This window comes from Bradyrhizobium sp. Bra78, from assembly GCF_024519855.1.
Classification (GTDB): domain Bacteria; phylum Pseudomonadota; class Alphaproteobacteria; order Rhizobiales; family Xanthobacteraceae; genus Bradyrhizobium; species Bradyrhizobium japonicum_G.
The window spans coordinates 73812-87630 of sequence record NZ_JALJRE010000021.1 but is presented as its reverse complement, the minus strand read 5'-3'; the positions used below and the strand labels follow the sequence as shown (position 1 = coordinate 87630).

Annotated in this window: 10 protein-coding genes and 1 tRNA gene; 3 read left to right on the top strand and 8 right to left on the bottom strand. The window is 63.3% G+C overall.

The window, feature by feature from the left end; all coding sequences use genetic code 11:
• Nucleotides 1-2: 2 nt before the first annotated feature.
• From smpB to dapA, 3 genes are read right to left on the bottom strand one after another with little or no spacing between them, the layout of a single operon-like run.
• Nucleotides 3-476, bottom strand: a complete 474-nt coding sequence (gene smpB, locus OC450_RS32480) for an SsrA-binding protein SmpB (protein WP_211385897.1) — start codon at nt 474-476, stop codon at nt 3-5.
• A gap of 59 nt (nt 477-535) precedes the next feature.
• The gene (gene mscL, locus OC450_RS32475) at nt 536-949 is read right to left on the bottom strand and encodes a large conductance mechanosensitive channel protein MscL (protein WP_211386080.1); all 414 of its coding nucleotides are present in this window, start codon (nt 947-949) and stop codon (nt 536-538) included.
• A 55-nt stretch (nt 950-1004) separates the two neighbouring features.
• Nucleotides 1005-1895, bottom strand: coding sequence for a 4-hydroxy-tetrahydrodipicolinate synthase (dapA, locus tag OC450_RS32470; protein WP_211385896.1), 891 nt, complete (start codon nt 1893-1895; stop codon nt 1005-1007).
• Between the two features lie 295 nt (nt 1896-2190).
• On the opposite strand from dapA, the gene OC450_RS32465 reads away from it, so the two are divergent.
• Nucleotides 2191-4608 (top strand): lytic transglycosylase domain-containing protein, encoded by a 2418-nt coding sequence (locus OC450_RS32465; protein WP_211385895.1) that lies wholly within the window; start codon nt 2191-2193, stop codon nt 4606-4608.
• A gap of 154 nt (nt 4609-4762) precedes the next feature.
• Nucleotides 4763-5041: a DUF3551 domain-containing protein gene (locus OC450_RS32460; RefSeq protein WP_211385894.1), complete on the top strand. Its 279-nt coding sequence runs from the start codon at nt 4763-4765 to the stop codon at nt 5039-5041.
• Nucleotides 5042-5114: 73 nt separating this feature from the next.
• Here OC450_RS32460 and OC450_RS32455 read toward each other — a convergent pair whose 3' ends face one another.
• The 4 genes from OC450_RS32455 to OC450_RS32435 form a co-directional block, all read right to left on the bottom strand.
• The gene (locus OC450_RS32455; RefSeq protein WP_262049380.1) at nt 5115-5387 is read right to left on the bottom strand and encodes a DUF3551 domain-containing protein; all 273 of its coding nucleotides are present in this window, start codon (nt 5385-5387) and stop codon (nt 5115-5117) included.
• Between the two features lie 140 nt (nt 5388-5527).
• A complete protein-coding gene (locus tag OC450_RS32450; RefSeq protein ID WP_211385892.1) occupies nt 5528-7045 on the bottom strand; it encodes a porin in 1518 nt (505 codons plus the stop codon).
• Between the two features lie 536 nt (nt 7046-7581).
• Nucleotides 7582-10194 (bottom strand): tetratricopeptide repeat protein, encoded by a 2613-nt coding sequence (locus tag OC450_RS32445; RefSeq protein ID WP_410050530.1) that lies wholly within the window; start codon nt 10192-10194, stop codon nt 7582-7584.
• A 384-nt stretch (nt 10195-10578) separates the two neighbouring features.
• A tRNA-Ser gene (locus OC450_RS32435) sits at nt 10579-10672 on the bottom strand.
• A gap of 343 nt (nt 10673-11015) precedes the next feature.
• Between OC450_RS32435 and OC450_RS32430 the strand changes: the two genes are divergently transcribed.
• A complete protein-coding gene (locus OC450_RS32430) occupies nt 11016-13037 on the top strand; it encodes a tetratricopeptide repeat protein (RefSeq protein ID WP_262049369.1) in 2022 nt (673 codons plus the stop codon).
• A gap of 65 nt (nt 13038-13102) precedes the next feature.
• On the opposite strand, the gene OC450_RS32425 is transcribed toward OC450_RS32430, so the two are convergent.
• Nucleotides 13103-13369: a hypothetical protein gene (locus tag OC450_RS32425; RefSeq protein ID WP_211385889.1), complete on the bottom strand. Its 267-nt coding sequence runs from the start codon at nt 13367-13369 to the stop codon at nt 13103-13105.
• Nucleotides 13370-13819: the final 450 nt, after the last annotated feature.

Here is a 13819-nt window from a genome sequence, read left to right as displayed (position 1 = left end):
CGCTAGCCCCTCGCCCGCATCAGGCGCCCCTTCTCCCGACTCCAGTCGCGCTTCTTCTCGGTCTCGCGCTTGTCGTGCAGCTTCTTGCCCTTTGCCACCGCGAGCTGCAACTTGGCGCGACCTCGCTCATTGAAGTAGAGCTTGAGCGGGATCAGCGTCATGCCCTCGCGGTCCACCGCGCCCATCAGCTTGTTGATCTGCTTGCGGTGCAGCAGCAGTTTTCGCGGCCGTTTCGGCTCGTGATTGAAGCGATTGCCCTGGAGATATTCGGGAATGGTGGCGTTGATCAGCCAGATCTCGCCGTCCTTGGAATCGGCGTAGGATTCCGCGATCGTGCTCTTGCCGCTGCGGATCGACTTGACCTCGGTGCCGGTGAGCGCAATGCCGGCCTCGATCGTATCCTCGATGGCATAGTTGAAGCGGGCCTTGCGATTTTCCGCCATGACCTTGATAGGACGTTCGTTCTTATCGGCCATGGTCGAAAAACCTGATCGCGTTGCGCGCGTAAGCTAGCAGTTTGGATGAAGCGCGCGCGTCACTTCTTGAGGAGATCGCGGATCTCGGTCAGCAGTTCGACCTCCGCCGACGGTTTTGGCGGCGCGGCTGGCGCGCTCTCTTCCTTGCGCTTCAATGTGTTCATGGCGCGGATCACCAGGAACAGCACGAAGGCGACGATGATGAAGTTGATCGTCAGCGTAAGGAAGCTGCCGTAAGCAAGCACTGCGCCTTGCTTTTTCGCATCCGCCAGGTTGGTGGCGGTGACCGCCTTCGACAAGGGGGCAAAGTAGTTCGAGAAGTCGAGGCCGCCGGTCGCAGCGCCGATGATCGGCATGATGATGTCACCGACCAGCGACGTGACGATAGCGCCGAAGGCCGCGCCGATGATGACGCCGACCGCGAGGTCGACGACGTTGCCCTTCATGGCGAACTCGCGGAACTCCGTGAGCATCCGCCTGCCCTTTTCGTCGACTGCGCTCATGACAAGCTCCCCGGTAGCCGATGCATCAGTTGATCAGGCCAGCGTGCACCATCGCACTGCGCACGGCAACGCGCGTCGGCTCGGTTACCGGAACCATCGGCAGCCGCAGCGTCTCGTCCAGCTTGCCGAGCAGCGACAGCGCATACTTGATCGGCGCCGGATTGCTCTCGATGAAAAGGTTGTTGTGCAGCGGCATCAGCTTGTCGTGCAGCTTCAAGGCGGTGGCATGATCGCCCTTCGCCCAGGCGGCCTGGAACTCCGAGCACAGGCGCGGCGCGACGTTCGACGTCACCGAGATACAGCCATGGCCGCCATGGGCCATGTAACCGAGGATGGTGGCATCCTCGCCCGAGAGCTGGTTGAAGTCCTCGCCCATCGCTGCGCGCTGCTGCGAGACACGGACCATACTGGCGGTGGCGTCCTTGACGCCGGCGATGTTCTTCAACTCCCACAGCCGCTTCATGGTGTCGACCGACATGTCGATCACCGAGCGCGGCGGGATGTTGTAGATGATGATCGGAATCCCGATCGCGTCGTTGATCGCCTTGAAGTGCTGGTACATCCCTTCCTGGGTCGGCTTGTTGTAGTAGGGCGTCACCACCAGCACCGCGTTCGCGCCCGCCTTTTCGGCGTGCTGAGCGAGCTCGATCGCCTCCTTGGTCGAGTTGGAGCCGGCGCCGGCGACGACAGGCACGCGCCCCTTCGCTTCCTCGATGCACCATTCGACGACCTTCTTGTGCTCGTCATGGCTCAGCGTCGGGCTCTCGCCGGTGGTGCCGACGGGGACCAGGCCGTTGGTGCCCTCTGAAATCTGCCAGTTGACCAGGGAGCGAAACGCCGCCTCGTCCAGCGAGCCGTTCTTGAACGGCGTGACCAAGGCGGTGAACGATCCCCGGAATTTCGTCTTGGCTGCCATGGACTTCCTCCGTACGCGGCAATCTTGAGAGCAAGCCGCATTCATATCGGGTCTATCCCGCGGGTAAAAGGCCCGCTTCCGCGTGACGCACCGTTTAGGCCGCGATTTTGCCGCGGTGGTGGTGCAAACCCGGCAAAGGTAAGCGGCTGTTGGTATTTTGTCCGCATATTCAATCAAATACAGCCAGATCTTGTACAAGCAGGTTTTGAGCCAGCTGACTGATTCGGGGCGACGAAACGCCGTGACCTCCTTTCCGCGCGCCGCATGGCGATCCCTGGGTTTGCTCGTGTGCCTGATGGCAGGGCTGTCGCTCGGCTGCGCCGCCTGGGCCAAGTCCAATGAGACAAGCGCGGAAACCTCCAAGGAACCACCTAAGGAAACCGCGAAGCCTGCCGCCAAGCCAGCCGCCAAGGACACCACGAAGGGACCCGCCAAAGGACAGGCCAAGGAATCGGCCAAGGGGACCAATAAGGGAACTGGCCCCGCCAAAGAAACAGCGAAGGGAGCAAGCAAGGGGGCAACTCCCGCCGCGGCGAAGGATGCCGCGAAGAAGCCTGCGCGGGACGCCGGCAAGGACCCCGCAAAGAACAAGCCCAAGTCTGCGGCAGCGGCCCCCGCGCCAAAATCACACCCGACCGCCAGCGGCCCGGTCCCGAGGACCGCACCCGCGCCGGCCATGACGGCCACCGTCAGGCCGACCGCCCCGGCCGCGGCCAAACCGCTTGCGGCTCCCGTGCTGGCTCCTGCGACCCGACAGCACGCGGCGCCTCGCAAGCCGATCACGCCGGCCGCGGTTGCCGCGACCTCCTCGACGTCACAGGCCGACAAGGACACGCTGGAGACCGTCATCGAACTCGTGCGCAAGCGCAAGTCGGGTGACGCCACCAATGCCGCGGACACGATCTCGGATCCCGTCGCGCGAAAACTCGCGGAATGGATCATCCTGCGCAGCGAGGACAATGGCGCCACGGTGGAGCGCTATCGCGCCTTCCTGTCCGCCAATCCGAGCTGGCCGTCGCAAACCTTCCTGCGTCGGCGCCTCGAGGCCGCGATGTGGGACGACAGGCGCGACGATGCAGTCGCGTGGTCATGGTTCGAGAACGAATCCCCCGTGTCGGCCAAGGGCCGCTTCACGCTCGCCAAGGCGATGCTGGCGCGCGGCGATCGCGCCAATGCCGAACGGCTGGTGCGCGAGGCCTGGCGCAGCGATCCGATGTCGGAAGACACCGAGAACAACGCACTCGACCAGTTCGGCGCGCTGCTGACACCGGGCGATCAGAAGGCGCGCATGGACACGCTGCTGTACGGCAGCGAGACCGAGGCCGCATTGCGTGCTGCAAAGCGCCTCGGCGCCGGCTATGTCGCACTCGCCAAGGCCCGCATCGCCTCCCTCAAGAAGGCACCGAACGCGCGTGCGCTGCTCGATGCCGTGCCGCACGAGCTGCACGGCGACGCCGGCTTCATCTTCAGCAAGATCCAGCTGTTGCGCCGCGAGGAGAAGTTCTCCGAAGCCGCGCAGCTCATGCTTTCGGCGCCAAAGGATCCGAACCGGCTCTACAACCTCGACGAATGGTGGATCGAGCGGCGCCTGCTGGCACGCAAGATGATCGACACCGAGGAATTCCGCAGCGCCTATCTGATCGCGCGCGACGCCGCACTGCCCTCGCGCGACATCTACAAGACCGAGCAGGAGTTTACCGCGGGCTGGATCGCGCTGCGCTTCCTCAACGATCCCGCGGCCGCCACCCAGCATTTCGCCCGCATCGGGATCGGCAGCGTCAATCCGACCACGCTGGCGCGCGCCGGCTATTGGCAGGGCCGCGCCGCGGAAGCCGCTGGCCGCCAGCAGGAGGCGCGCAACGCCTACGCGCGGGCAGCCGAGCAATCCACCAGCTATTACGGCCAGCTCGCGCGCGCAAAACTCGGCCTGCCCCAGATCGAGCTCAACAGCCAGCCGCGCGGCCGCGGCGCCGAGCGGCTCGAGATCGTGCGCGCCGCGCAATTGCTCTACGAGCTCGACGAGCGTGAGATGGCGGTGCCCGTTCTGGCCGACATGGGCGAGAACGGCGATCCCGAGGCGCTTGCCGGCCTCGGCGAACTCACCCAGCGCTACAGCGACGCGCGCGGCATGCTGCTGCTCGGCAAGGCGGCGCTCAACCGCGGCCTGCCGTTCGATTTCTATGCCTACCCCATCAACGGCATTCCGCAGTTCACGCCGATCGGCCCGGAGGTCGAGCGCAGCATCGTCTACGCCATCGCGCGGCAGGAGAGCGCGTTCAATCCTCGTGTGGTCTCGCCGGCGCAGGCCTACGGGCTGATGCAGGTGACGCCGGATGCCGCGCGCTATGTCTGCAAGCGGCACGGCGCGACCTACGATCTGGGAAGGCTGAAGAACGATTCGGTCTACAACGCCACGCTCGGCTCGGCCGAGCTCGGCGGACTGCTCGAGGATTATCGCGGCTCCTACATCATGACCTTTGCCGCCTACAATGCCGGCCGCGGCAGCGTGAAGAAGTGGATCAATCGCTACGGCGATCCGCGCGACCCGAAGGTCGACGCGATCGATTGGGTCGAGCTGATTCCGTTCTCCGAGACGCGCAACTATGTGCAGCGGATCATGGAGAACCTTCAGGTCTACCGCGCCCGCTTCGGCGGCGGCACGCGATTGCAGATCGAGGCCGATCTGCGCCGCGGTGCCGGCAGCGTGGAATAGCGGCGCGTCGGTGGACCCGATCGGCTCCTGAGCCGGGGCGCCGGTGCGGCAGACCTCGGCAGGATTCCGTTACTGCGTCAACGGCGCGGAGAGAGGGTTGGAACTAGCAATCCCACTCACCGGTTGGTAAGCCTCACAAAGTTGGAGACGTGTCATGTTGCGCGTGGTCGGTGCATTCATCTTCACCGCCGTGATTGTGTCGGTTCTGCCGAGCGGTGGCCCGCCGGCCTACGGCAAGAGTCGCCACCATTCCCAGCCGCAGGCGACCGGCATTCAGGATCGCTATTGCCTGCAAGGACGGCGTTGGGGGTACCCCGGCAACTGCCTGTTTTCTACTTACGGCCAGTGCATGGCGACCGCGTCAGGCACGAACGATTCCTGCGGTCTCAATCCAACCTACGCCTTCCAGGAGTGGAAGGGCCCGAGGTGGTAGTCTGATCGTTGTGCTCGGGGCAGCTCCGGGGAGCTGCAAAGCCGGCGCCGCCTCACGCGCGGAGGATGATTTTTCACCACGTCCTGGTCGGGGCGGACCGGCCCTGCGGCGCACCGGCTGGACTCGGCTGGGACCAATATGGATTGGCCATGCACATCGCCGACAGTCCCATTGCGGCGGCCCTGCAATCTTCCCATGACAGATAGCTGCAGGAGACCCTGTTACTGCCGCCCCACTCCCATTTCTGGAGGCAGACCGGATAACGGGGATCCAGGGGTTCAGCAGCTGCCGGCGCAAGAAGTGCCGTAACCGCGGCGACCATCGATGCCGCTGTCACGGCCAGCATCCGTCCCGTTAGAACCTTCATGCGCAGAAACTCCAATACCGCACAGCCCACCGAGCCGCTTTTAGACCGCCTCTACAAGGCCCGCAAAGAAAAACCCCGGCAGTTGCCTGCCGGGGTTTCCAGATCAACCGTAAGATTGATCAGAAGTTGCGCTGAGCGCGGAGCAGCAGCTGGAGATTGCCCTGATCCTTCAGCTCGTAGGTGGTCGCCGGCTTCGCAACCGCGGCGTTCGCCGTGGCCGCACCCGTGATCGTGCCCGAGTACTTCTGGTCGAGCCAGACGTAGCTCAGGTCGGCGGTGAAGGCGAGGTTCTTGACCGGGGTCCAGACCACGTTACCACCGAGAACCGCGAGGTTGAAGTCGGGGTTGCAAGTCGAAGTTGCGGCGCCGTAGGCGGCGACGAAGTTGGCGCAGATCAGAGCCTTGCCCGTGTCGCCGTAGCGAAGCGAAGCATAAGCACCATAGATCGACGAAGCCCAGTTCGGAGACCAGTTGTGGGTGTAACCACCGCGGAAGCCCCAAGTCTTGACCGTATCGATACCGGTACCGGTGCCGAAGACGCCGTCAGAAATACCGACGAAGCCGAGGCTCTGGTAGGCGATGCCGCTGCCACCGTAGATGAACATGTTCTGCGGCATCAGGCTCTGGAAGTTGTAGCGCGATGCACCGTCAGTGTAGACGGCCTGCAAGTTGATCGAGTCACCCGCGCCGGTCGGGATGTTCTTGATCGACAAGGCGCCCTGCACCGCAAAGCCCCACTTGTCGTCCGGGTGACCGGTCGTTTCCGAGGTGCCGTAGTAGGCCGAGTGCAGTTCGTGCGCGGCAACCGACACCTGGGCAAGACCCCAGGCCTGATCGACGCGAACCTGACCGACGATGTCGGGGGTACGCGTGCCACCCCAATCGTTGGTGCCGTAGATGCCCTGGATCATGGCGGCGCCGGCAGCCGAGGCCGAGGTGAAGCCACTGATGCCACCAGCAGTGATGCTGGCGTTATAGAGGTTCGTCTGGCCGCCCGCGGCGGTCGTCATGTCCTGCAACGCCACCGAACCGGTGATGCCCTGGCCGAAATCAGCCGTGTAGGCAACCTGGTTCACACCGGTCACGTTGTTGCTGCCGCCCGGGAGGAAGTCGGGGCCACCAGCCGGATAGCTCTGCCACGGCGCGTCGAAGATCGAGACCGTGCGGCCGAAGGTGAAACCAGCGAACTGGATGAACGCATGGTAGAGGCCGAGCGTCGCGGAGCCGACCGAGAACGCCGACGGGTTGCTGGCGGTGGTCGCCTGGCTATCCCAGCTGAAGATCATATCGGCGTAGGTGCGCACAACGCCATACTCGGTCGCCGTACGCGTATCGACGTTGAAGTCCATACGAGCGCGGGACTGGTAGTAGTTGTCCAAACGGTTGTTCGCACCGCCGGGAGCGCCCTGGCCGATGCCGTAGTCGCTGTTCGTGTTCCCCAGCATGTCCGCACGGACGTAGCCGCCGAGCTTGATGCAGGTGTCAGTGCCCGGCATGTAGTAGAATCCGGCACCGTACAGGGAGCAGATCTTCACGTATTCGACCGCTTTGGCCTTCACGGGAAGATCGGCTGCCTGAGCTCCGCCAACGGCGATCAGACCCGCCGCCGTACCGAGCAAAAGGCTCTTAAACTTCATGGTAAACCTCCAAGTTTGCTCTATAGGGAAGGTTCCGGATCCGCTGGGTGATGACACCCTAAGGTTGGTTCCCTTGTCCCTTAACTCACCGCTTAGCCGCTTCGCGCCTTCGGACACACCCGCTGAACGCGAGGGACTTAAGCGAACCACCTAAACCGGGACGACCTCGGGATGCCCCCCTCCGTCGCCCGATCACAATTGCCGAACGTCCCTGCACACACAACAAAAGAACGCTTCGAAGCGGGCCCGTGACGCGTGTTTTCCGACGGGTGTTGCACAAATAACACGCAGTTGTGATCAGAGCGCCCTCGTAACTATTTGATAAATATAACAAGTTTCAGACGGTTCCATTTGCCTTCAAAAATCCGCGGTTTGGGCGCCGGGGCCAATGGGCGCCGTTCCGCCTTCCGTCTCCTCGAATCGTGCGAACGAATCCGCGTCGAATCTGGAGGCCCCTCCTTGCAACAAGGACCGGGCAGGCACCCGAGCATCGCGTGGAACATTCGTGCGTGAACCGGATGCTCGCGGCTCCCGCATCAAACGGATGACACCGGAGAAATCTCGATGTGATCCGGCGGCAATCCGGCGCGACACCGCCGAACCATGACCTCGAACGCGTCTTCCAGGTTTCGGGCAAGCAGAGGCGTATCGAACAGCGGTGCCGTGAGACGTTGCTGTTCCAGCCTTTCCCGGATGCCCCGAAGCCTCTCACGATCGAGAGCCAATGCGATCGCGCGCTCTTCATATTCATCACGAGAATGCGTGATCAGTTCGGCAAGTCCCAGTGCCTGCAGCAGGCTGGCCGCCACCCGTCCCGCAAAGGCTTCTCCGGCCAGCGTCAACACTGGCAGGCCGGCCCAGAGAGCGTCGCTGGCCGTGGTGTGAGCGTTGTATGGCAGCGCGTCCATGAACAGGTCGGCCAGGCCATGCCTCGCCAGATGATCCGCCGTCGAGGCAACGCGTGTCGCAAAGACCAGGCGCTGGGGATCAACGCCGCTTGCCTCGGCCGCTCTCCGCAAATTGGATTTCGCGACATCCTGCAGATCGGAAAGCCAGATAACGGAGCCCTGGACCTCCTTCAGAATGCGCATCCAGCTCCGAAACGTTGCCGGATTGAGCTTGTAGGCGTTGTTGAAGCCGCAGAAGACAAAGCCCTCGGCCGGCAGTCCCTGCTCTCGCCTGTCGAGCCCGACATGCGACATCGCACGTCCCTCGGCATCGTGGGGCATGAAGCAATGCGGCAGCCAGACAACCTTTTCCGAAAAATGCTTGCGGTCGTCGGCTGGAATGACCCTCTCGTCGGCGATCACATAGTCCAGCAATCCCCCGCCGACCGTGCCGGCGAAGCCGAGATAGTTGACCAGGATGGGAGCTGGCCGCTGCGCGAGAACGCCGAGCCGCGCTCCAAGCGTGTGCCCCATCAGATCCACGAGGATGTCGATCTTGGCCGTCTTGATGCAGCTGACGATTTCGTCATCGCTCTGCCCGTGGAGATCGGTAAAGTGGACGAAGCTCCTCTCCAATCGTGCACGCAAATCGCTGTCATCGGTCGGGCCGATCGAGAATCCATGCGTTTCAAATCTGGTGCGATCGTGGGCTTCGAAAAGTCCTGCGGACAGATAGCTCACCGGGTGGGTGCGAAAATCCGCCGACAAGTACCCGATGCGGATCTTGTCGGCCTCGGCGGGGACGACGTCATCCGATTTGCGCACGGCAAGACCAAGCATTCTTTCGATCCAGAAATCGGCGCTTCGTCGTTGGTCCTCGGCCGATGCGGCGATCGAGAGAAGCGCAAACGGCTGACATGCGCCCTCGCCCGCGCGAATGGATTCAATCAAGCGCGCCTTTTCGCTCTCGATGTCGGTCCAGTCGCAGCAATTCAGCTTCGAGTAGAGCCGCGCGCCCTCCACGCCGGGCAGTTCGCGATTCAGCGATAGCGCCCTGTCGAAGGCTGCGAACGCATCGTCGTGGCGGCGAAGATCGGCGAAGATATTCCCTCGCCCGAACCAGGCTTCCGCCAAATCGGACCTGAGGGACAGCGCCTTGTCGTAGCCCTCGAGCGCCTCCCCGTAGCGCTTGATGTCAGCAAAGACGTTGCCTCGCCCCAGCCACGCTTCGGCAAGGTCCGGAGCGATGGAGAGCGCCCTGTCGTAGGCAGCGAGCGCCTCGTCATGGCGCCGCAGATCGAGAAAGACGTTGCCGCGGCCGAGCCAGGCCTCGGCCGAACCTGCCCTGCCCGAGAGCGCCGCGTCATAGATTGCGAGCGCATCGTCGTGGCGCCTGAGGCCGAGGAAGACGTTGCCGCGACCAATCATGGCTTCAGAGGAGTCCGGCTTGATCGAAAGTGCCTTGTCGTAGGCTGCGAGCGCTTCGTCATGGCGCTTGAGATCGGCGAGGGCGTTGCCCCGGCCGAGCCAGGCGGCCGCCGCCTGCGGGGCGATGGCGAGTGCGCGGTCGTAGGATGCGAAGGCGTCCTCGTGGCGCCTGAGCTCATACAGAACATGACCCCTGCCAATCCAGGCCTCCAGCAGGTCTGTCCGGATCGAGAGAACCCTCTCAAAGGCGGCAAGAGCCTCCGTGCGGCGCCTGAGCCGGGCCAGCACGGTGCCGCGGCCTAGCCAGGCTTCCGGCAAATCCGGCCTCAAGGAAAGCGCGCGGTCGTAGGCCGCCAAAGCGTCCTGGTAGCGCCCGAGTTCGAGCAGCGACTTGCCCTTGTTCGCATGGGGGTCGGGATAGTTTCGATCCAATCCGATCGATCGATCGAAGTCGGATATCGCCGCTTCGTATTGGCCGAGGTCATTGCAAACCGCGCCACGGTTGTTCCAGCTCTCGCGCACATTGGGATTGAGCCGCAGGGCCCTGGTGAATTGCTCGTGCGCCAGTGCGGGCTTGTTGAGCTGCTTCGCGATCAGGCCGTAATTGTAGAAGGAAACATCGGATCCCTGATTGAGCTTGACCGCCCGCGCGATGAACGGCTCGGCCTCGGCGAACCGGTTCGTGTTCATGAGAGCGATCGTCAGCAGGTTCAGCGCCGGAACATGCGACGGCTCGGACTTGATGACGCGCCTGAAGCCCTCTTCGGCCTGCGCGAGATCGCGTGCATTCAGGGCCGCGAGCGCCTCATTGAAGATTGCTGCGATGTTCTTCATCGACGGGAACAGACCTCTTTCACCGCGTCCGGTCAGGTCCAATGGACCGATGTCGCGCTCAGCACCAAAACCATGCGGATATCCGCCAAGTCGAGCGCAGGATCGGTGAAGTACCCTACGCTTGCCCGGTTGAACATATGCCCGGCGCCATGTTCTCATCGGGCGAAGGCCGCAGAGAACGTGATCCAGCGGGCTGGGACGATCTCAGCAGAGCCGGATTTGACGACCTTGCAGGGCGTCCTTGCGTCGATTCGCGAGCAGCAAACCGGACGCCCCGGACCATGCGGGAGGATGAGGCCGGTGATCCCTGGCCTTCGCCCAATCCCGGCAGCCGAGCGCGCGGGTCGCCTGCGGAAAATATCTGCGATTTCAATCGGATAAATCTGGCGGAGACGGAGGGATTCGAACCCTCGATAGGCCTTTACAAGCCTATAACGGTTTAGCAAACCGCCGCCTTCAGCCACTCGGCCACGTCTCCGGCTCCGCCGGGTATGCCCGACCCCGCGGCGAGCCGCAAGCGGCAGAATTAAGACCGGTAGTTTCTTTGCACATGAGAGCTTTGACAGCGATGGAAGCCAGGGGCGGGTCAGGGCTGGCCGACGTCCCGAGCGCCGGCCGTCGCCGCGCCCGCACAGCAGGGTGCCGTCGCCTCAGACCGGCATCGATATTTTCGTGCGCGACATCTCGGCACAAGCGCGGTCGTTTGGTGCCTCGAAGCGCGAGCGGCGCGGCCGTTGTTCTAGCCAGCAAAGGCGACTAGAGTTTTTTGCACCAGTTCGCCGAAGCACAGACCCCTCATCTGGGTCCAGAAACCCAATCACATGTCGCAGCAACGCCGCAACAAGGGAGCTTCGGCCCCCTCCTCGCTCCATCCGTCGGCTATTCTGGATCAGGCCATTGCGGCGCACCGTTCGGGCAATCTGTCGGATGCGGAACGGGCCTACGCGAGCATCCTGAGGGCAAGCAGAACGCATCCCATCGCGCTCCACATGCTTGGGCTGTTGCACGCCCAGCGCGGCAATTTCGTGGACGCCGAGCCATTGCTCAAGAAGGCGGCCCGCGTCGAGCCCGGCAATCCGCAGGTTCTCTTCAACTATGCCAACGTTTTGCGGGCATTGGACAAGACTGACGATGCGCTCGCCTGGCTCGCGAAAGCGATTGCCCTGTCGCCGAACTTCGCCGATGCGCATCTCAATCGCGGAGCGATCCTGATGGCACGGCAGGAGCTTCACGCCGCCATCGCGGAATTTGATCGCGCCATTGCGATCGCGCCATCGAGCGCAGCATTCGCAAACCGAGGCAGTGCGTTCCAGCAGCTTGGCCAACTTGACGAAGCGCATGACAGCTACCAACGCGCCGCCGCGCTTGCACCGTCGGATCCACAGAACCATTTCGCGTTGTCTGAGGTCCTTACCCGAATGGGCCGAGACGACGAAGCAATCGGGGCGCTCGAAAGAACGGTCGCGCTGGACAAGGCCTTCCCGTTCGCGCTGAGCAAGCTCGTTGCTTCCAGGCGGAAGCGTGCCGATTGGCGCAGTTTCGAGCGTGAACAGGCCGCGCTGGACGAGATCCTCGAAGCCGGCGCGCTGATCGACCCTTTCACCTTCTTTCATGCCTCATCATCTCCTGCAGGCCAATTGACCTGTGCGAAGACATATGTCGCCAACGTGGCCCCGGATCGAGGTGCCGCGAGACCCAGAACGCCGTCGCCGGCTTCCCGGCTGCGCGTTGCGTACATGTCTGCCGATTTCCGTAATCACGCGACCGCGAATCTGATGGCCGGAGTTTTCGAGGCGCACGACCGCGCGCGCTTCGACATCAGCGCCATCTCCTACGGACCGGATGACCGCAGCGAGATGCGCAACCGCCTGAAGGCAGCATTCGAACGCTTTGAAGATGTCAGCCACCTTGCCGACGAGGACGTGGTCGAGCTGACACGCAAGCTCGACATTGAGATCCTCGTCGATCTGGGAGGCTTCACCGCCGGTGCGCGCCCGAAAATCCTTGCGCGCCGGCCGGCTCCCATCCAGGTCAGCTATCTCGGCTTCCCCGGCACGATGGGCGCCTCGTATATCGACTACATCATGGCGGACCGGATCGTCATTCCCGAAGCAGAGCAGCAGCATTACACCGAGAAGGTGATCTATCTCCCCGACAGCTATCAGGCGACCGACGCCAGGCGACCGCTCCTGCCAAATGCGCCGGCCCGAAGCGAGGTCGGACTGGCGGATGATGCGTTCGTCTATTGCGCGTTCAACAGAACGCCCAAGATCACGCCCCTGCTGTTCGATGTCTGGATGAGGCTGCTTGCCAAGACCCCCAAAAGCGTCCTTTGGCTGCTTGATGGCGACCCGATCGCCACGGAGAACCTGAGGCGTGAAGCGGCCGCGCGCGGCATCGCCGCCGAGAGGATCGTGTTCGCCCCGTCGGTGCCTGCCGAGGAACACCTGGCGCGCCACCAGCTTGCCGATCTGTTCCTGGACACATTGCCCTACAACGCCCATACCGCCGCCAGCGACGCCCTATGGGCTGGCTTGCCGGTCGTCACCTGCCTCGGCACCGCCTTTGCGGGACGTGTTGCCGCCAGTCTCCTGAATGCCGTCGGCCTTCCCGAGCTGGTGACGCGATCGTTGGACGAATATGAGGCTTTGGCGCTTCGGATCGCTCACGATGTCGAGCTTCGAACCGCCCTCAAGAGCAAGCTGGCGGCGCATCGGTCCACTCGGCCTCTCTTCGATACTGTCCGCATGACGCGGCACATCGAAAAGGCCCTCAGTGAAATGTGGCGCCGGCATTGCGCCGGCGAAGCGCCGGCCTCGTTTGCCGTCCCAACCTCACCATGAGTCCGCCCCCGGCGCGATCGCACTGATCGGTCAAGGTTCGGTTCCCCCACGGCGAAGCGAACCGCTCAGTGGGCGGAAACCCACGCCCTCGCTTCGCGCTGTGCCGCCGCGATCTCGGCGTCCGACATCTGCCCGGCAACCTCCTGGCGCAGCGTCACGGCATCCTTGCGGCCCTTCAGTGCGGCGAGGTTGAACCATTTATGCGCGGCGACGAGATCGACGAGGCCGGAGCGGCCGCTCGCCCAATAGATCCCGCGCTCGAACAGCACGTCCGACAGCGCGCCCGCGTCGATCGGCGTTGCCGTCTCCAGATCGAAAGTACCCTGAAACATAACGCATCCCCTTTTTTCTTATGCCGCCTCGTCCCCCGAGCGCGGCTCCCGTCCAACTCTGATTTGCATGACCCCTTCCGGGATCGTGCGCTGTTCAACTCGTCCCCAAGTCTTCTTGCCAATGCCGTTTGCCGGCTTGTTGGAGGCGATGATGGCGGGCAAATTTGAATGGCAGTTTAAGTATCGCGATGAAGCAGAGGTAAACGCGAGCGCGCGGCGCCCCCGCGCCGAATTCAAAAAGTCCCTGATTTGCAGGCACTTCCGGGATTCCTCAGATTCGGTTTACCCTGGGATCTTGGGACATCGATAACCATCGCGCGCGGTGGTGCGTGTCGTGCGGTTACAATGTGTCGGAGCGGCCGCTGTCGTGCCCGCTCCTCGCCCTGTCATTCAATGACCGCAACGTCGTGCCCGATGGCCTGGTCAACCCGGGCGATGACGCCGTGCAAT

Bases quoted from the DNA above. Each gene is read 5' to 3' on its own strand.
- smpB (WP_211385897.1), bottom strand. From the start codon at position 476: ATGGCCGATAAGAACGAACGTCCTATCAAGGTCATGGCGGAAAATCGC.
- mscL (WP_211386080.1), bottom strand. From the start codon at position 949: ATGCTCACGGAGTTCCGCGAGTTCGCCATGAAGGGCAACGTCGTCGAC.
- dapA (WP_211385896.1), bottom strand. From the start codon at position 1,895: ATGGCAGCCAAGACGAAATTCCGGGGATCGTTCACCGCCTTGGTCACG.
- OC450_RS32465 (WP_211385895.1), top strand. From the start codon at position 2,191: ATGGCAGGGCTGTCGCTCGGCTGCGCCGCCTGGGCCAAGTCCAATGAG.
- OC450_RS32460 (WP_211385894.1), top strand. From the start codon at position 4,763: ATGTTGCGCGTGGTCGGTGCATTCATCTTCACCGCCGTGATTGTGTCG.
- OC450_RS32455 (WP_262049380.1), bottom strand. From the start codon at position 5,387: ATGCTGGCCGTGACAGCGGCATCGATGGTCGCCGCGGTTACGGCACTT.
- OC450_RS32450 (WP_211385892.1), bottom strand. From the start codon at position 7,045: ATGAAGTTTAAGAGCCTTTTGCTCGGTACGGCGGCGGGTCTGATCGCC.
- OC450_RS32445 (WP_410050530.1), bottom strand. From the start codon at position 10,194: ATGAAGAACATCGCAGCAATCTTCAATGAGGCGCTCGCGGCCCTGAAT.
- OC450_RS32430 (WP_262049369.1), top strand. From the start codon at position 11,016: ATGTCGCAGCAACGCCGCAACAAGGGAGCTTCGGCCCCCTCCTCGCTC.
- OC450_RS32425 (WP_211385889.1), bottom strand. From the start codon at position 13,369: ATGTTTCAGGGTACTTTCGATCTGGAGACGGCAACGCCGATCGACGCG.